The following is a 15,374-nucleotide window of genomic DNA, read 5'->3' as shown; positions in this document are numbered from 1 at the left end:
CCCGATCCCGGCGATCGACGCCCCGCGCCCCGTCGGCGAGGGCAGACTCCCACCCGTGATCGAGGACGAGCCGTGGCCGGCCGGCTGGACGCGACCCCGGTGGGGTGGGCGGTTGTTCTCGCTCCTGCTGGGCGTCCCGGGCGCCGTGCTGATGCTCTCCGCAGCGGTCCTGGTCGCGAGCGGGGACGACGACGGCCCGGGCCCGGCACTCGCGGCGTTCGCGTTCGGCCTGGGGCTGCTCGGTCCCGCCGCCGGCTCGTGGCCGGCGACGCGGCGTGACGCGCGCCTGGTCGAGCTCACCGGGACCGGTCCGCCCGAGTGGGGTCTCGTCTTCGCGTACTCGACGGGCCGGCTGCTCGGGATGGGCGCCGGGCTCGCCGGGTTCGTCGTCCTCGGGACCCTGATCGCGCTGGCGAGCGACGACGTGATGGGGGCGGTGATCGGATGGGGCCTGGCCGCGATGCTCCTCCCGTTCGCCGCGCTGGCGGTGGTCAACGCGTTCGGCCGTCGGGTGGTGCTCACCCCGACCCACCTGGTGATCGAGCGCGGGAGCACCCGGACCCGGGTCCCGTGGAACGCCGTCCTGGCCGTGTACGCGATCGAGATGGCAGCCAACAACTCCCGCACCCGCTACATCGGGCTCATCGTCAGCGACCCCGCCGTCGTCGAGGGCACCGGCCGACTCCACCGGCGACTGATGCGCAGCCGGCGCCTCGGTGCCGACGTCGCGATCATCACGACGTGCCTGGCCGTCGCACCGGGGGTCCTGTTCGCCACGATCGAGCGCTTCCATCGCGATCCAGCGGCGCGGGAGGCGCTGGTGGAGGTCACGTGATGCTGGTGCTCGGGGTCGACGTCGGGACGTCGTCGTCGAAGGGCGTCCTCGTCGACGCGGACCATGGTCGGGTCGTGGCGCGCGCCGAGGTCGAGCACGCGACGTCGTTCCCGCGTCCGGGGTGGGTCGAGCACGAGGCCGAGGGCGTCTGGTGGGCGGACGTCGTGCACCTCACCCGCGAGCTGCTCTCCCACGGCACGCCGGACGCGGTCGGCGTCAGCGGCATCGGGCCGGTGCTGCTGCCCGCCGACGCCGACGGGCGGCCGCTGCGCCCGGCGATCCTCTACGGCGTCGACACCCGCGCCACCCGCGAGATCGCCGAGCTCACCGAGGAGATCGGCGCCGAGGAGATCGTCGCCCGCGGCGGTACCCCGCTCTCGAGCCAGGCCGTCGGCCCGAAGTGGCGCTGGCTGCAGCGTCACGAGCCGGAGGTCTACGCCGCGACGCGACACTTCCTCATGGCGAGCTCGTACCTCGTGCACCGGTTGACCGGCGAGTACGTCCTCGACCACCACTCGGCCAGCCAGTGCGACCCGATGTACGACCTCGAGGCCGCCGGCTGGGCGCCCGACCTCGCCGAGGTCGTCGCCCCCGGCCTCCCACTGCCGCGGCTGCTCTGGCCCGGGGAGGTCGCCGGGACGGTGACGCGGGAGGCGGCCGAGGCGACGGGCCTGCGCGCGGGCACGCCGGTGATCGCGGGGACGATCGACGCCTGGGCCGAGGCGACCAGCGTCGGCGTGCAGGCCGCGGGCGACACCATGGTCATGTACGGCACGACGATGTTCCTGGTGCAGGTCACCGACGCGCCGGTCCGGCACCCGGCGCTGTGGGCGACCCGCGGCGTGCCGCCCGGCTCGTTCACCACCGCGGCGGGCATGGCCACCTCGGGCGCGATCACCGCATGGATCCGCGACCTCGTCGGCGCCGACTACGCGACCCTCGTCGCCGAGGCGGCCGACGTCCCGCCGGGCGCGCGCGGGCTGCTCCTGCTGCCCTACTTCGCGGGCGAGCGCACGCCGGTCCTCGACCCCGACGCCCGCGGGCTCCTGCTCGGTCTGACCACGAGCCACGGGCGTGCCGAGATCTACCGCGCCGCGCTCGAGGGCATCGCCCACGGCGTGCGCCACAACCTCGACGCGTTCCGCGAGGCCGGCGGCCCGGACCCGCGGCTCGTGGCCGTCGGCGGCGGCACCCGCGGCGGGCTGTGGACACAGATCGTCAGCGACGTGACGGGCCGGGACCAGCAGGTCCCCGCCGACACGACCGGCGCCGCGCTGGGCGATGCGCTGCTCGCGGCGCGGGCGCTCGGTGCCGAGGCGGACGCCGGCGTCTGGAACCCGATCGTCGCGACCGTGCGCCCCGACTCCGAGCGCACCGCCCGTTACGACGCCTTCCACGAGCACTACCGCGCGCTCTACCCGGCGACGGCCGACGCGGCGCACTTCCTGGCGGAGGACCAGCGGCGGGGCGGCTAAGCCAGCAGCGCGCGCAGCTCGGCGAGCACCGCCCGCAGGATCGCCACGAACGTCCGCTCCTCGCCCTCGGCGATCCAGGTCGTGAACCCCACCCGGAACACCGTCACGCCGGTCTCGGCGGCCAGGGCGGCGGGGGTCGGGTCGAGGCCCCGGCGCTGCAGCGCGTCGGTCATCGCGCCGGAGAGTCCGGAGAGCTTGAGCAGCTCGCGCTCCTGCAGGCCCGGGTCGGCGTCGATGACGTGCTGGCGCGCCCGCGACCAGGAGCGTCGCTCCTCAGGGAAGAACGCCGCCGCGCTCTCGAGGGCGGAGGCGACGATCGCGATCGGGTCGTCGCCGGTCGCCGCCTCGATCCCCTGCAGGAAGAGGCTCTCGAACTCGTCCTGCCCGGCGAAGAGCACCTCGCGCTTGTCGCCGAAGTGCCGGAAGAACGTCCGCTCGGTGAGGCCCGCGGTGGCGGCGATCTCCGCGACGGTCGTGCCGTCGAAGCCCACGGCCGCGAACCGCTCGAGGGCGGCGGCCTGCAGCCGCTCGCGCGCCCCGGGCTTCCAGCGGACCATGGCGTCACCCTACTGATGACAGCTCCTGACATCACGGAGTACGGTGATGTCAGTACCTGACATGAGCGTAGAGGGAGGCCACGCGAGATGCGTGTTTTCGTCACCGGAGCCAGCGGCTGGATCGGCTCCGCCACCGTCGACGAGCTGCTCGGCGCCGGTCACGAGGTCGTCGGGCTGGCGCGGTCGGAGGCGTCGGTGTCGACGCTGGAGGGCAAGGGCGCCTCCGTCCTGCGCGGGGACCTCGACGACGTCGAGTCGTTGCGCCGGGGTGCGGTCGACGCCGAAGGGGTCGTCCACCTCGCGAACAAGCACGACTGGGCGAACATGGCGGAGTCGAACCGCGCCGAGCGCGTGGCCGTCGAGACCCTCGCCGAGGCGCTCGTCGGCAGCGGGAAGCCGCTGGTCGTGGCCGGCGGGGTGGCCGGGCTCGCCGTCGGACGGCCCGGCACCGAGGCCGACCCGTCCCCGGCGATCGGGCCGGGGGCGCCGCGCGGCGGGACGGAGAACCTGGCGCTGGCCTACGTCGACCGCGGTGTGCGCGCGATCAGCGCCCGCTTCGCGCCGACCACCCACGGCGACGGCGACCACGGCTTCATGGCCCTGATCACCGCCGCCGCCCGCCGGCAGGGCGTCTCCGCGCACGTCGGCGACGGCTCGGCGAGCTGGTCGGCGGTGCACGTGAGCGACGCCGCGCGGCTCGTGCGCCTCGGGCTCGAACAGGCGCCGGCCGGGGCGCGGCTGCACGCCGTCGCCGAAGAGGCGGTCCCGACCCGCGAGATCGCGCAGGCGATCGGCGGCGTGCTGGGCGTGCCCGTCACGTCGGTGACGGCGGCCGACGCCGTCGAGCACTTCGGCTTCATCGGCGGGTTCTTCGCGATGGACCTGTCCGCGACGAGCGACCACACCCGGCAGCTCCTCGACTGGACGCCGACCGGTCCCGGCCTGCTCGAGGACATCAAGGCGGGTGCCTACGGCATGTGAGCACTTTCGCGTGCTCCGGCACGCGAAAGTGCTCACATGGCCGGAGGCCACCTACGTGAAGTCGACGTCCTTCGTCTCGGGGCCGGCGGCTGCGCCGCCGGCCCCGAGCAGGCCGCCGAAGGCGAGCAGCACGAGCACCGCGGTCGCGTAGGGCATGAACGAGCCGAGGCCCTCGAGGAAGAACGCGTAGAAGCTCGGGATCACGACCGACACGCTGAACCCGAGCCCGAAGCCGGAGGCGCGCACGTCGGTGCGGAAGCGCTCGGTGATGTAGGGCAGCACGACGCCCCACGGCGCCGTGACCACCACCGAGAACGCGCAGACGACGACGATCACCACACCGAGCGGGAGGCCGCGCCCGTTGACGAGCACGGCCATCAGCGCGACCCCGACCGTGGCGATCAGCGCGCCGCCGATGACGAAGAACCGCCGCCGCCCGATGCGCTGGCCCAGCACGCCGGCGCCGATGTAGCTGCCGACGAGGCACACGTAGGCGAGCAGCAGCGTGACCGTCAGCTGGGTGTTCGTCAGGCCCACGAGGTTGCGCAGCACCGTCGTCGGGAGGAAGAGCGTGACGAGGTTCTGGGTCAGCCAGAAGCCGGTCATCATCGCGAAGACCTGCAGGAACTCCGGGCTGCGCAGCACCGCGAGCAGCGGGCGCCCGGCGCTGCCCTGCGACGTGCCCTCCGACTTCGCGGCCTCGGCGGCCTCCCAGATCTCCGACTCGGAGACGCTGCGGACGTAGTAGATCGCCAGGACGAACGCCAGGAGCGCGCCCAGCACGAACGGCACGCGCCAGCCCCACACCGCGTACGGCGAGTCCGGCCCGGCCAGCGGGAAGAGCGCGAAGCCGGCCAGGGCGACCAGGTTGATGACGATGTAGGCCAGCGGGAACGCCGAGAGGATGATCCCGCCGACCAGTCCGCGACGGCTCTTCGTCGAGTACTCCATCGCCAGCGGCAGCGCGCCCGTGTAGCCGCCGCCGAGGCAGATGCCGTCGAGGAAGCGCAGCACGATGAGCAGCCAGTACGAGGCGATGCCGATCGTCGTGAAGCCCGGCACCAGGGCGATGAGCAGCGTGATCACGCCGAAGCCGGTGACCGAGACGATCGTGCTGCGCCGGCGCCCGACGCGGTCGGCGAGCGCCCCGAACACCGCGGCGCCGATCGGGCGCCCGACGAGCGTGGTGACGAAGACCAGCGACGTGAAGATCGCCGTCGTGCCCGGGTCGAGCTGGGCGGGCTGGAAGTAGAGCAGCGCCGGGGTGAGCACCACGGTCGGCAGGTAGATGTCGAACATGTCGACGAACTCGGCGAAGAAGGCGCCGCGGGTCGCCGACTTCCGTTTCGCCGCGCGTTCCGGGCTCTCGGGGACCGGAGTCGTGGTGGTCGCCTCCTGGCTCGCCATCGAGCCCACCTCCCATGTCTGGCTGTCAGACAATCGAGAACGTAGGGTCGGTCACAGTCAGACGTCAACAGGCTGGACGTCACCAGGCGGGAGGCACGCATGGCGCTGGACCCGGAGAGGCTGACCGACGACCTGCTGGTCGGGATCCCACCCGGCCCGGACTGGAGCGTGCTGCTGGAGATCGGGTCCGAGCGCCACGTCGTCCGCGTCGTCGACGGGGCGGTCCGCCACGAGGGCGCCCCCGGCATCAACGCCACCTGGGACGTCGGCTTCGCCGTCTCCGCGGACGAGTGGGAGGCGTTCTGCGCCCAGCCGCCGCCGCGGGGCGCGACGTCGGCCCAGGCCCTCGTCGCCACGCGCGGCAGCGAGCGGATCACCGGCCGGCGCGAGGTCTGGGCCCGCGCGGCCCCGGCCATCGACCGGTTCCTGGCCGCCCTCCGCGGGACGACGACGCCGACGCGCCCCGACCCGCCGTCGCCACCGCCGGGGTTCGGGCCGAGCGTCGGTCGCTACCTGCACCTCACTGTCGAAGGGGTCGGGCGGCGGATCTTCGTCGAGACCGCCGGCGAAGGCCCGCCGCTGCTCTGCCTGCACACCGCGGGCGCCGACTCCCGCCAGTTCCGCGGCCTCCTCGAGGACCCGCGCGTCACCGACCACCACCGCGTCGTCGCCTTCGACATGCCCTGGCACGGACGCTCCGACCCGCCCGACGACTGGCAGCACCGCCGCTACACGCTCGACACCGCGACCTACGCCGCGACGGTGCTCGCGGTCGCCGACGCCCTGCAGCTCGAGCGCCCCGTGCTGCTGGGCTGCTCGATGGGCGGGGCGATCGCGCTCTACCTCGCCGCCGAGCACGGCGAGCGCTTCCGCGGGGTGTGTGCCCTCGAGGGAGGCCTCGGCAGCCCCGGGCGCTTCGTCGAGTGGACCCACCGCGCCGACGTCGACCACTCCGCGTTCCTCGCCAGCTGGGTCGGCGGCCTCATCGCGCCGGCCAGCCCCGAGGGGCCGCGGGCGCAGACGCTGTGGGGCTACGCGAGCAACGGCCCCGGCGTCTACCAGGGCGACACGGCGTTCTACTCGATCGACTTCCCGCCGATCGCCGCGGCGCTCGGCCGCGCCACCTGCCCGCTCTACGTGTTCAGCGGCGAGTACGACTACTCGGCCACCACCGAGATGAGCCGCCGCGCCGCCGACCAGCTCGGCGGCGAGCTCGTCGTCATGCCCGGTCGCGGCCACTTCCCCATGGCCGAGGACCCCGAGGGGCTGCTCGAGTACCTGCTGCCCGTGCTGGAGAAGGTGCGATGAACGAGGGCAACGAGGTCTGGGCCGTCCGCTACGGCACCCGTGTCACCACCCGGGGCGAGGCGTACCTCAACTGGCACGTCTACGGCGAGCCCGACGAGGCGTTCCGGATGGACTACTTCTTCTGGCTCGTCCGCGGCGGCGGACGCACGACGGTCGTGGACTGCGGCTTCGACCCCGAGGTGGGACGGCGACGGGGACGCGAGGTGCTCGTCGACCCCGTCGACGCCCTGCGCGCCCTCGACGTGGACCCCGCGACGGTCGACCGGCTCGTCGTGAGCCACGCCCACTACGACCACATCGGCAACCTCGCGCACTTCCCGGCCGCCGAGATCGTCATGACGGCGCGGGAGCTCGCGTTCTGGACCGGCCCGCACGCCGGGCGCGTGCAGTTCGCACACTCGACCGAGGAGGACGAGATCGCCGACCTCGCCCGCGCCCGCGACGAGGGCCGGGTGACGACGTTCTCCGGCTGGTGCGAGCTGGGCGACGGGTTCGGGCTCCTCGAGGTCGGCGGGCACACGCCGGGCCAGCTCATCGGCCGGGTCGCCGTCGCGGGCGGGGAGATCGTGCTCGCCGCCGACGCGCTGCACTTCTACGACGAGCTCACCGAGGACCGGCCGTTCTTCGTCGTCGCCGACCTCGAGGCCATGTACGCGGGCTTCGACACGCTGCGCGAGCTGACCGCCGTGCCCGGACGCGTGCTCGTCGCCGGGCACGACGTCGACGTCGGGCGCCGCTTCCCGGGCCGGGCCGAGGGCACCGGCATCGACGACCTCGTGATCCGTCTCGACGTGGGAGGTGACCACCGGTGACACCGGTCGGCATGATCGGGCTGGGCAACATGGGCGGGCGCATGGCGCGCCGGCTCGTCGACGCCGGGTGGGAGGTCGTCGGCCACGACCCGGCGGCCGCGTGCGACGGCGTCGTGGCGGCGTCGAGCCCCGCGGAGGTCGCCCGGCGCTGCCCCGTCGTGCTGCTCTCGCTGCCCGACTCGACGGTGGTCGAGCCGGTGGTCCACGAGCTGTTGCCCGAGGCGAGCGCCGGCGCCACCGTCGTCGACCTCTCCACCGCCTCCCCCGAGTCGACGGTCGCGCTCGCCCGCGACGCCGCCGCGCAGGGCGTGCTGTTCCTCGACGCCGGCATCTCCGGCGGGGCGGCGGCCGCGGAGAAGGGCACGCTGACGATCATGGCGGGCGGTGACGCCGCGGCCGTCGACGCGATCCGGCCCGTCCTGGCGCCGCTGGCCGCGACCGTCCACCACCTCGGCCCGGTCGGTGCCGGGCACACCGCGAAGCTGCTCAACAACTTCCTCAACGCCGTCACGCTGTCCGCGACCGCCGAGGTGATGGTCGCCGGGCAGCGCGCGGGCCTCGACCTGCGCACCCTGCTCGCCGCGATCAACGGCGGCAGCGGGCAGTCGTTCGCCTCGACGAACCGCTTCCCGCGCATCGTCGACGGCGACTACCTCGAGGGTGGGCTGACCAGCCGCCTGATGACCAAGGACGTCACCCTCTACACCGAGCTGCTCGGCCGGCTCGGCGTGCCGTCGCTGAATGCCGCCGGGCCCGTCGCCTCGTTCGGCGTCGCCGCCCACCTCGGCTACGGCGACGTCATCTCCAACCGCGTCGTGGACGCCCTCGGCGACCTCGCCGGCGGCGTGCGCATCCAGCAGCCGGACCCCACCCAGGAGCCCTCGTGAAGATCGTCCACGGACGCGCCGACGGCGCCGTCACCGAAGCCCGGACCGCCACCTTCACCGGGACGGTGTGGGGCGACCCCGTGCTGCCGACCACCGACGGGACCACCATCAACTCGGTGACGTTCACACCGGGCGCGCGCACGTTCTGGCACCACCACGAGCGCGGCCAGGTCCTCGTCGTCACCGCCGGCACCGGATGGGTGTGCACCCACGGCGAGACGCCGGAGCCGTTGACGGTCGGCGACGTCGTGTGGGTCCCGCCGGGGGAGCGGCACTGGCACGGCGCCGGACCCGGTTCGATCATGACCCACCTCGCGACCTCGCTCGGCACAACGACGTGGCTCGACGAGGTCTCCGAGGACGAGTACGGGCAGGCCGGACGATGAGCGCGAGCCGCAACGGCACCGACGAGCGCTTCGAGCGCGGGCTCGCGGTGCGCAAGGAGGTCGTCGGCGAGGCCCACGTCGAGCGCTCGATGGCCCAGGTCACCGACTTCTCGCGGCCCATGCAGGAGTGGGTGACCCGCGCCTGCTGGGGCGAGGTATGGGACAGGCCGGGGCTCGACCGGCGCACCCGCAGCCTGCTCAACCTCGTGATGCTCACCGCGCTCGGGCGCTCCCACGAGCTCGCGGTGCACGTGCGGGGCGCGCTCACCAACGGCGTCACCACCGACGAGATCCAGGAGGCCCTGCTGCAGGCGGCCGTGTACTGCGGCGCGCCGGCGGGGCTGGAGGCCTTCCGGGTGGCCGAGAAGGTGCTGTCCGAGGAGGGACGGCTGTGACCACGCTCGGTTTCGTCGGCCTCGGGCACATGGGGACGCCGATGTCCTCGCGGCTGGTCGACGCGGGCCTCGCCGTCCGCGCCTACGACGCGTCGGCGGACGCGCGGGCGTCGTTCGCCGACGCGGTGCCCGGCGCGACCGTCGTCGACTCCGCGGCCGCGAGCGCCGACGGCGCCGACGCCGTCCTGCTCTGCCTGCCGAACTCGGACGTCGTGGAGGCGGTGGTCGCCGAGCTCGACGCGGCCCGGGTGATCGTCGACATGAGCTCGTCGGAGCCGCTGCGGACCCGCGCGCTCGCCGCGCGGCTGGCCGACACGGGCCGCGTGCTGGTCGACGCCCCGGTCTCCGGCGGTGTCTCCGGGGCGCGCGCCGGGACGCTCGCGGTGATGGTCGGCGGGCCGGACGACGTCGTCGCCGACCTCGAGCCGGTGCTCGCCGCGATGGGCCGCCCCCGCCACGTCGGGCCGGTCGGCGCCGGGCACGCGCTCAAGGCGCTGAACAACCTCATGTCGGCCGCGCACCTCGCCGCGAGCTCCGAGGCGGTGCTCGTCGGCGAGGAGTTCGGGCTCGACCCGGCGGTGATGCTCGAGGTCGTCAACGGCTCGTCGGGCCGTAGCGGCTCGACCGAGAACAAGTGGCCGAACCACATCCTGCCCGGCACCTACGGGGCCGGCTTCGGGATCGGGCTCATGGTCAAGGACATCCACATCGCCCTCGACCTCGCCGGGAGCACGCGCGTGCCCACCCGGCACGCGGCGGCCACCGTGGCGCTCTGGGACGACGCCCTCGCCGCGCTGGGACCGGGCGCGGACCACACCGAGATCGCTCGCTGGCTGCGAGAGGAGGCGTCGTGACACTCACCGACGAGCAGCAGGCCATCAAGGACGAGTTCGTCCGCGTGCGCGGCGGCTGGGACGAGTCCTGGGAGCACATGCTCGCGCTCGACCCCGCGTTCGTGCGCGCCTCCCTCGACCTCGCCGCGGTGCCGTGGCGCCGTTCGCCGGGAGCACTGTCCCCCAAGGTCCGCGAACTGCTCCACCTCGCCGTCGACGCCGCCGCGACCCACCTGCACACGCCCGGGATCCGCCGGCACGTGGCCGCCGCGCTCGAGGAGGGGGCAACGCCGGCCGAGATCCTGGAGGTCCTCGAGCTCACGAGCACCCTCGGTATCCACGCCGCCAACATCGGCGTCCCGCTGCTGGTGGAGGTGCTCGTCGAGGAAGGCCTGCGCGACGGGCCGGCGCCGCTGGACGAGCGCCAGGAGCGGCTCAAGGCCGAGTTCACGGCGACGCGCGGCTACTGGCACACGTTCTGGGACGAGATCCTCGAGCTCGACCCCGACCTGTTCGAGGCCTACGTCGCGTTCTCCTCGGTGCCCTGGCACACGGGCACGCTCGAGCCGAAGGTCAAGGAGCTCGTCTACTGCGCCTTCGACGCCTCGGCGACCCACCTCTACGTGCCGGGCCTCAAGCTGCACCTGCGCAACGCGCTCGGCCATGGCGCGACCGTCGCGGAGATCCTCGAGATGTTCGAGATCGCGTCCCTCGTCGGCATCCACGCCGCGACGACGGCGGCGCCGATCCTCGCCGAGCTCGCGGGACGGGATGGCACGATCGGGACGTGACGTCGTCGGTGTGGGGATCCGAGCCGCTGCCGCGGGTCGCCGCGCCGCTGCGCGAGCAGGTCACCGACCGGGTGCGCGCCGCGATCCTCGACCTGCGGCTCAAGCCGGGGGAGCGGCTCATCGAGCGGGAGCTCACCGAGAACCTCGGGGTGTCGCGGGCGACCGTCCGCGAGGTGATCCGCCAGCTCGCCGCCGAGGGCCTGGTCACCGTCGTCCCCCAGCGCGGCGCCGAGGTGACGTCGCTGTCGGCGTCCGACGCGGCCGACATCTACGAGATGCGTGCCTCGCTCGAGGCGCTGGCCGTGCGCCGGTTCGTGCAGCGGGCCGGGGCCGAGCAGGTGCGGGCGCTGCGGGCGGCCGTCGACGAGATCGCGCGCAGCGCCGACGGCGGCGGCGACCACCTCGGCGCGAAGGACCGCTTCTACGAGGTGCTCATGGAGGGCTCGGCGAGCGGCCCGCTCCAGCAGACCCTCGCCGGGCTGCAGGCCCGGGTGCGGCTGCTGCGCGCGACCTCGCTGTCGGCGCCGGGCCGCCCCGCCCGGGCCGCGGAGGAGCTGCGCGCGGTGGTCGACGCGATCGAGGCCCGTGACGCGGACGCCGCTGCCGAGGCGTGCGTGCGCCACATCCGCCACGCCGCCGAGACCGCGACGGCGCAGCTCACGAGTTAGGCGGTCGGCAGGTCCGGCGGCTGGTGGCGAGGGCCGGGCACGCCGCGGTGGCCGCCGCGCCGGGCACGCTTGTCGGAGTACATGAGCGCGTCGGCGTCGGCGCACGCGCCGGGGAAGCCGCCGGCCACCGTGAACGGGGCGGCGCCGATCGAGCACGGCACGCCCGCGGAGTCGAGGGCGTCGCGCAGCCGCTCGACCAGCCGCTGCGCGTCGTCGACGCCCACCTGCGCGACCAGCGCGAACTCGTCGCCGCCGAGCCGGGCGAGCGGGTCGGTGCTGCGGATCGTCGAGCGCAGGACTGCCGCGCAGTGGCGCAGGTGGCGGTCGCCGGCGTCGTGCCCCTCGGTGTCGTTGACGACCTTGAGGTCGTCGAGGTCGAGCGTCACCACCGACGCCGGGTCGCCGAAGCGCCGGAACCGCTCGTCTTCACGCTCGAGCCAGCGCTCCCAGCCACGCCGGTTGAGCAGGCCGGTCAGCGCGTCGGTCTCGGCGTCGCTGACCGCCCGCTCGAGGGCCCGGGCGGAGTCGACGGCCGCGGTGTCGGCCTCGAGCACCGAGGACAGGAGGCTGGAGAGCAGGTCGAGCAGCGGCTCCTGGTCGACCACGTCCGGGTCGACGGGGCGGCGGTTCATCCCGACGACCGTGCCCCACAGACTGCCCTCGCCGGTGACGATCGGGGTGCCGACGTAGGTGCCGACTTCGATGCCGTGGGCGGACGCCTCGGACGCGATGCGTGCGAGGTCCGGCACGGCGCGGGTGTCCGGCACGATCCGCGGCGCGGCACCCGCGACCATGTACTGGCACATCGAGCTCGACCACGCCGCCGTCTGACCGGGCGTGAGGCCGTATCCCGAGTCGGTGGTGACCAGCATCGTCTGCTGGCCGTCGGCGACCCGGGTCACGACCCAGGCGTCGAGCGGGACCATCCGCGACAGGTAGTCGACCACCATCCGGCAGGCCGTGTCGAAGGCGCGCGGCGGCGCGAGTTCCGCCGCGACCCGCAGGTCCTGGGTGGACGTCACGATTCCTCCCCCCGGCAGACGCGGCCCTCCCGACCGCTGCCGTCGTCGACAAGTGTGGCCACTTCCCGCGTACCCGGGTCGACCAGGTCCCCTTCATCACCCGACCTGAGGATCGAGACGGCACCGATGGGCGTCGACGTGACCCGTGGTGAGGTGTGCGGATGCGGACCACGCGGCTGCAGGTGAGGTTGGACGGGGTCGAGCCGCTGGTACTGCGGGTGCTCGATGTCCCGGCGGCGGTGTCCGTCGACGAGCTGCACCTGCTGTTCCAGGCGGCGCTCGGTTTCCAGGACACCCATCTGTACGAGTTCGGGGTCGGTGAGAAGCGTTTCGGGCCCGGCGACGAGGACGCTCCCGAGGACGTCCTCCTGGCGTCGTCGGCACGCCTGACCGACCTCTCAGCAGCGTTCACCTACGACTACGACTTCGGCGACAGCTGGTCCGCCGCGGTCGAGGTGCTCGGCGCCGGCGGCGAGGAGCCGGGGCTCGTGTCCGGTGAGGGGCACGAGCCGCAGGACGACATCGGTGGCGCGCCCGGTTATCTCGAGGCCCTCGCCGCGAAGGAGTTGCGCCCGTTCGACGCCGACCGCATCGGGACCCGGATCCGTCGCGTGCTGGGCCGCGTGCCACCCGGCGTCCAGGTCGTCCTCGACGTCCTCGCGCCCGGGGTCAAGGTGACACCGCAGCGCCGGCTCCCGCAGAAGACCGTTCGCGAGATCCAGCAGCGGGTCCCGGACTGGCACCTGTTCGGCGCGGAGGGCAAGCCCGCGCACCGGGAGGACGACCTGCCTCCGCTCGAGGCCGTTCACGATCTGGTGCTCGCGGCGGGGCTCGCCCGTCACCGCCACGGTGTCCTCGCGCCCACGAAGGCGGCCGCCGACCCCGCCGAGGTCCTCCGGCGCACGCGGTCGGCGTACAGGCCGGAGACGTTCGCCGGCCTCGTCGTCGGGGCGGTGGTGTCGGTGCTGCTCGTGGACGGACCGCAGGAACCCGAGGCGCTCGCCGCCGAGTTCCACGCCGGGTTCGGGTTCCGGTACAGCCTCGACGGACGGAGCCCGCTGTCCGAGGACGACATGGACATGGCCCTCGTCGACCAGCGCCCGCTCCTGCTGGCCCTCGGGCAGGTCGTCGAGAACGACAGCTGGCAGGACCGCACGTGGCGCGCCGGTCCCGAGGCGGGTTGGTGGTTGCCGCGCACGGGACTGCTGGAGCCGCGGGTGTCCTGATCGGACTCTCTCGGGCTTTCTACGGCAGTCCCTAGAAAGTTGTAGAGAGGCGTACACCGGAGCGCCAGACGCCCCGGACGTCGCGGGTCGCGGTGATGTCGGTGAGCGGGTCGCCGGCGACGAGCAGCAGGTCGGCGCGCTGTCCCGGGGCGATGCGGCCGCGGTCGGCGAGCCCGAAGACGCCGGCGGGCAGCGAGGTCGCCGAGCGCAGCACGGCACGGGGCGACAGGCCGGCGCGGACGAGCAGCTCGAGCTCGAGGTGCATGGACGCGCCGTGCAGGACGGCCGCCGCGTGGCCCGGGACGTCGTTGGCGTCGGTGCCGGCGAGGATCGCGGCGCCGCCCTCGGCCAGGCGCGCGACGTTGTCGGCCGCGTGGGCGTACGACGTGCCGGGGCGGTCGCTGACCGGCACGTGGCCCCGGTCGCCGGCCCGCAGCGCGTCGGCCACCTCGCGGTCGAGCCCGGCGAGCAGGCGCGGGTCGGCGAGCAGGTCGTCGGTGCTCCGGGCGTCGGCGCGTGCCCGCATCATCGCGAGGGTGGGGCAGACGACGAGGCCGGTGAGGTCGGTGTCGTCGTCGATCGCGTCGTCGAGGGGCCCGTCCAGCGGCACGTGGGTCAGGACGTCGACCCCGGCCTCGATCGCGGCGCGGAACGCCCAGCACGTCGGGGCGTGGGCGACCGTCAGCAGGCCGTGCGCCCGGGCGGCGGCGCACACGGCGGTCACCGTCTCCGGGCTGAGCACCGGCCGGTCGACGTCGGCGGGGTTCTCGACGAAGACCTTGATGTAGTCCGACCCCTCGCGGACGCGCTCGGTGACGAACTGCTCGGCGTCCTCCGGGGCCGAGAGCCCCGGCATGTGCCAGCCCGAGGGGTCCGGCGGCACGATCACCGCAGGCCAGCCGTCGACGGCGCCGGCCATGAGACCGCAGCTGCGCAGGTCGGCCTCGTCGGTGCGCGTCGCCGCGCGTCCCCGCAGCACGGCGGTGAACTGCGGCGGCGCGGAGAACATGTCGAGCACGGTGGTGACGCCGTGGCGCAGGTCCTGGCCGAGGTTGCCGGCGCCGCGCAGGTGCACGTGGGCGTCGATGAGCCCCGGGAGCAGGGTCATCCCGCGGCCGTCGACGTCCCCGGTCTCCTGCGCGCCGGGGCGGACAGCGGTGATCACCCCGTCCTCGACGGACACGCTCGCCACCCCGAGCACGTCGTTCCCGTCGAACACCCGGGCTCCCGCGATGGTCGTCATCCCGCGAGTGTGGCGAGATCCACCGGGATCGGACATCCCAGGTCGACGACGGTGCGGCCCCGGTGCTCGGCGCCCTCGCCGTACCGGCCGCCGTCGAGGGCGAACGCGGTGAGGACGACCGGCGGGCCCGGGTCGACGATCGCGTAACGCGGGATGCCGGCCTCGGCGTACTCGGCGAGCTTGACCATCCGATCACGCCGGCGCGAGCCGGGGGAGAGCACCTCGACGACGGCGAGGACGTCGCTCGCGTCCAGGTCGGGCCGGTCGTCCACCGCGTCGTGCCGCACGACGACCACGTCCGGCACCCGCACGGTGGGCGTCGGGCCGCCCTCGAGGACGATCCCGACGGCGGTCACCGCGCAGTGTTCGACCGGGAGCGCATCGTCGACCGCCCGCGCGAGACGATCCGCGATCCGCTGGTGCCGAACGGACGGTGGGGGCGTCACGCTCAGCACCCCCTCCACGAGCTCGCTGCGCCGGTCGTCGTCGGGGAGCGCACGGAACTCGTCCAGGTCGAGCAGACGCGTCGGCCACGGGTCCGTCGTCAT

General features: G+C 74.1%; 17 protein-coding genes. 12 read left to right on the top strand and 5 right to left on the bottom strand.

Annotated elements, in window-relative coordinates:
• Positions 1 to 55 precede the first annotated feature (55 nt).
• Positions 56 to 835 carry a hypothetical protein gene (locus tag WCD41_RS20390; RefSeq protein WP_337715743.1) on the top strand — a complete coding sequence of 260 codons (780 nt, stop codon included), beginning with the start codon at positions 56 to 58 and terminating at the stop codon, positions 833 to 835.
• Positions 835 to 2,310 carry an FGGY-family carbohydrate kinase gene (locus tag WCD41_RS20385; RefSeq protein ID WP_337716099.1) on the top strand — a complete coding sequence of 492 codons (1,476 nt, stop codon included), beginning with the start codon at positions 835 to 837 and terminating at the stop codon, positions 2,308 to 2,310. The genes WCD41_RS20390 and WCD41_RS20385 overlap by 1 nt, the downstream gene beginning before the upstream one ends.
• On the opposite strand, the gene WCD41_RS20380 is transcribed toward WCD41_RS20385, so the two are convergent.
• Positions 2,307 to 2,867: a TetR family transcriptional regulator gene (locus tag WCD41_RS20380; RefSeq protein WP_337715741.1), complete on the bottom strand. Its 561-nt coding sequence runs from the start codon at positions 2,865 to 2,867 to the stop codon at positions 2,307 to 2,309. The two genes, WCD41_RS20385 and WCD41_RS20380, sit on opposite strands and share 4 nt — an antisense overlap.
• An 87-nt stretch (positions 2,868 to 2,954) precedes the next feature.
• Between WCD41_RS20380 and WCD41_RS20375 the strand changes: the two genes are divergently transcribed.
• Positions 2,955 to 3,848, top strand: a complete 894-nt coding sequence (locus tag WCD41_RS20375) for an SDR family oxidoreductase (protein WP_337715739.1) — start codon at positions 2,955 to 2,957, stop codon at positions 3,846 to 3,848.
• 51 nt (positions 3,849 to 3,899) lie between these two features.
• Here WCD41_RS20375 and WCD41_RS20370 read toward each other — a convergent pair whose 3' ends face one another.
• Positions 3,900 to 5,255, bottom strand: a complete 1,356-nt coding sequence (locus tag WCD41_RS20370; protein WP_337715737.1) for an MFS transporter — start codon at positions 5,253 to 5,255, stop codon at positions 3,900 to 3,902.
• 99 nt (positions 5,256 to 5,354) lie between these two features.
• On the opposite strand from WCD41_RS20370, the gene WCD41_RS20365 reads away from it, so the two are divergent.
• Genes WCD41_RS20365 through WCD41_RS20330 form a run of 8 tightly spaced genes read left to right on the top strand, consistent with a single transcriptional unit; the run spans position 5,355 to position 11,335 of the window.
• On the top strand, positions 5,355 to 6,563 hold the full coding sequence (locus WCD41_RS20365; protein ID WP_337715735.1) for an alpha/beta fold hydrolase: 1,209 nt from the start codon (positions 5,355 to 5,357) through the stop codon (positions 6,561 to 6,563).
• The gene (locus tag WCD41_RS20360) at positions 6,560 to 7,375 is read left to right on the top strand and encodes an N-acyl homoserine lactonase family protein (protein WP_337715733.1); all 816 of its coding nucleotides are present in this window, start codon (positions 6,560 to 6,562) and stop codon (positions 7,373 to 7,375) included. The genes WCD41_RS20365 and WCD41_RS20360 overlap by 4 nt, the downstream gene beginning before the upstream one ends.
• Positions 7,372 to 8,262, top strand: a complete 891-nt coding sequence (locus tag WCD41_RS20355) for an NAD(P)-dependent oxidoreductase (RefSeq protein WP_337715731.1) — start codon at positions 7,372 to 7,374, stop codon at positions 8,260 to 8,262. Before WCD41_RS20360 ends, WCD41_RS20355 begins: the two co-directional genes overlap by 4 nt.
• Positions 8,259 to 8,648, top strand: coding sequence for a cupin domain-containing protein (locus WCD41_RS20350; RefSeq protein WP_337715729.1), 390 nt, complete (start codon positions 8,259 to 8,261; stop codon positions 8,646 to 8,648). The genes WCD41_RS20355 and WCD41_RS20350 overlap by 4 nt, the downstream gene beginning before the upstream one ends.
• The gene (locus WCD41_RS20345; protein ID WP_337715727.1) at positions 8,645 to 9,043 is read left to right on the top strand and encodes a carboxymuconolactone decarboxylase family protein; all 399 of its coding nucleotides are present in this window, start codon (positions 8,645 to 8,647) and stop codon (positions 9,041 to 9,043) included. Before WCD41_RS20350 ends, WCD41_RS20345 begins: the two co-directional genes overlap by 4 nt.
• The gene (locus tag WCD41_RS20340) at positions 9,040 to 9,897 is read left to right on the top strand and encodes an NAD(P)-dependent oxidoreductase (protein ID WP_337715725.1); all 858 of its coding nucleotides are present in this window, start codon (positions 9,040 to 9,042) and stop codon (positions 9,895 to 9,897) included. The genes WCD41_RS20345 and WCD41_RS20340 overlap by 4 nt, the downstream gene beginning before the upstream one ends.
• Positions 9,894 to 10,667, top strand: a complete 774-nt coding sequence (locus WCD41_RS20335; RefSeq protein ID WP_337715723.1) for a carboxymuconolactone decarboxylase family protein — start codon at positions 9,894 to 9,896, stop codon at positions 10,665 to 10,667. The genes WCD41_RS20340 and WCD41_RS20335 overlap by 4 nt, the downstream gene beginning before the upstream one ends.
• On the top strand, positions 10,664 to 11,335 hold the full coding sequence (locus WCD41_RS20330) for a GntR family transcriptional regulator (RefSeq protein ID WP_337715721.1): 672 nt from the start codon (positions 10,664 to 10,666) through the stop codon (positions 11,333 to 11,335). Before WCD41_RS20335 ends, WCD41_RS20330 begins: the two co-directional genes overlap by 4 nt.
• On the opposite strand, the gene WCD41_RS20325 is transcribed toward WCD41_RS20330, so the two are convergent.
• Entirely contained in the window at positions 11,332 to 12,357 is a 1,026-nt protein-coding gene (locus WCD41_RS20325; protein ID WP_337715719.1) for a GGDEF domain-containing protein, read from the bottom strand. The two genes, WCD41_RS20330 and WCD41_RS20325, sit on opposite strands and share 4 nt — an antisense overlap.
• Positions 12,358 to 12,518: 161 nt before the next feature.
• On the opposite strand from WCD41_RS20325, the gene WCD41_RS20320 reads away from it, so the two are divergent.
• Positions 12,519 to 13,583, top strand: a complete 1,065-nt coding sequence (locus WCD41_RS20320; protein WP_337715718.1) for a plasmid pRiA4b ORF-3 family protein — start codon at positions 12,519 to 12,521, stop codon at positions 13,581 to 13,583.
• A 31-nt stretch (positions 13,584 to 13,614) separates the two neighbouring features.
• On the opposite strand, the gene WCD41_RS20315 is transcribed toward WCD41_RS20320, so the two are convergent.
• A complete protein-coding gene (locus WCD41_RS20315) occupies positions 13,615 to 14,826 on the bottom strand; it encodes an amidohydrolase family protein (RefSeq protein WP_337715716.1) in 1,212 nt (403 codons plus the stop codon).
• Entirely contained in the window at positions 14,823 to 15,374 is a 552-nt protein-coding gene (locus WCD41_RS20310) for a Uma2 family endonuclease (protein WP_337715714.1), read from the bottom strand. Before WCD41_RS20310 ends, WCD41_RS20315 begins: the two co-directional genes overlap by 4 nt.

The organism is Actinomycetospora aeridis, from assembly GCF_037400275.1.
GTDB classification, from domain to species: domain Bacteria; phylum Actinomycetota; class Actinomycetes; order Mycobacteriales; family Pseudonocardiaceae; genus Actinomycetospora; species Actinomycetospora aeridis.
Note: the sequence above shows the minus strand (reverse complement) of the source record. Positions and strands in the feature narration are given on the sequence as shown.

Coding starts and splice junctions, on each gene's coding strand:
- WCD41_RS20385 (WP_337716099.1), top strand. CDS start 835: ATGCTGGTGCTCGGGGTCGACGTCGGGACGTCGTCGTCGAAGGGCGTC.
- WCD41_RS20380 (WP_337715741.1), bottom strand. CDS start 2,867: ATGGTCCGCTGGAAGCCCGGGGCGCGCGAGCGGCTGCAGGCCGCCGCC.
- WCD41_RS20375 (WP_337715739.1), top strand. CDS start 2,955: ATGCGTGTTTTCGTCACCGGAGCCAGCGGCTGGATCGGCTCCGCCACC.
- WCD41_RS20370 (WP_337715737.1), bottom strand. CDS start 5,255: ATGGCGAGCCAGGAGGCGACCACCACGACTCCGGTCCCCGAGAGCCCG.
- WCD41_RS20365 (WP_337715735.1), top strand. CDS start 5,355: ATGGCGCTGGACCCGGAGAGGCTGACCGACGACCTGCTGGTCGGGATC.
- WCD41_RS20360 (WP_337715733.1), top strand. CDS start 6,560: ATGAACGAGGGCAACGAGGTCTGGGCCGTCCGCTACGGCACCCGTGTC.
- WCD41_RS20345 (WP_337715727.1), top strand. CDS start 8,645: ATGAGCGCGAGCCGCAACGGCACCGACGAGCGCTTCGAGCGCGGGCTC.
- WCD41_RS20320 (WP_337715718.1), top strand. CDS start 12,519: ATGCGGACCACGCGGCTGCAGGTGAGGTTGGACGGGGTCGAGCCGCTG.
- WCD41_RS20315 (WP_337715716.1), bottom strand. CDS start 14,826: ATGACGACCATCGCGGGAGCCCGGGTGTTCGACGGGAACGACGTGCTC.
- WCD41_RS20310 (WP_337715714.1), bottom strand. CDS start 15,374: ATGACGACGGACCCGTGGCCGACGCGTCTGCTCGACCTGGACGAGTTC.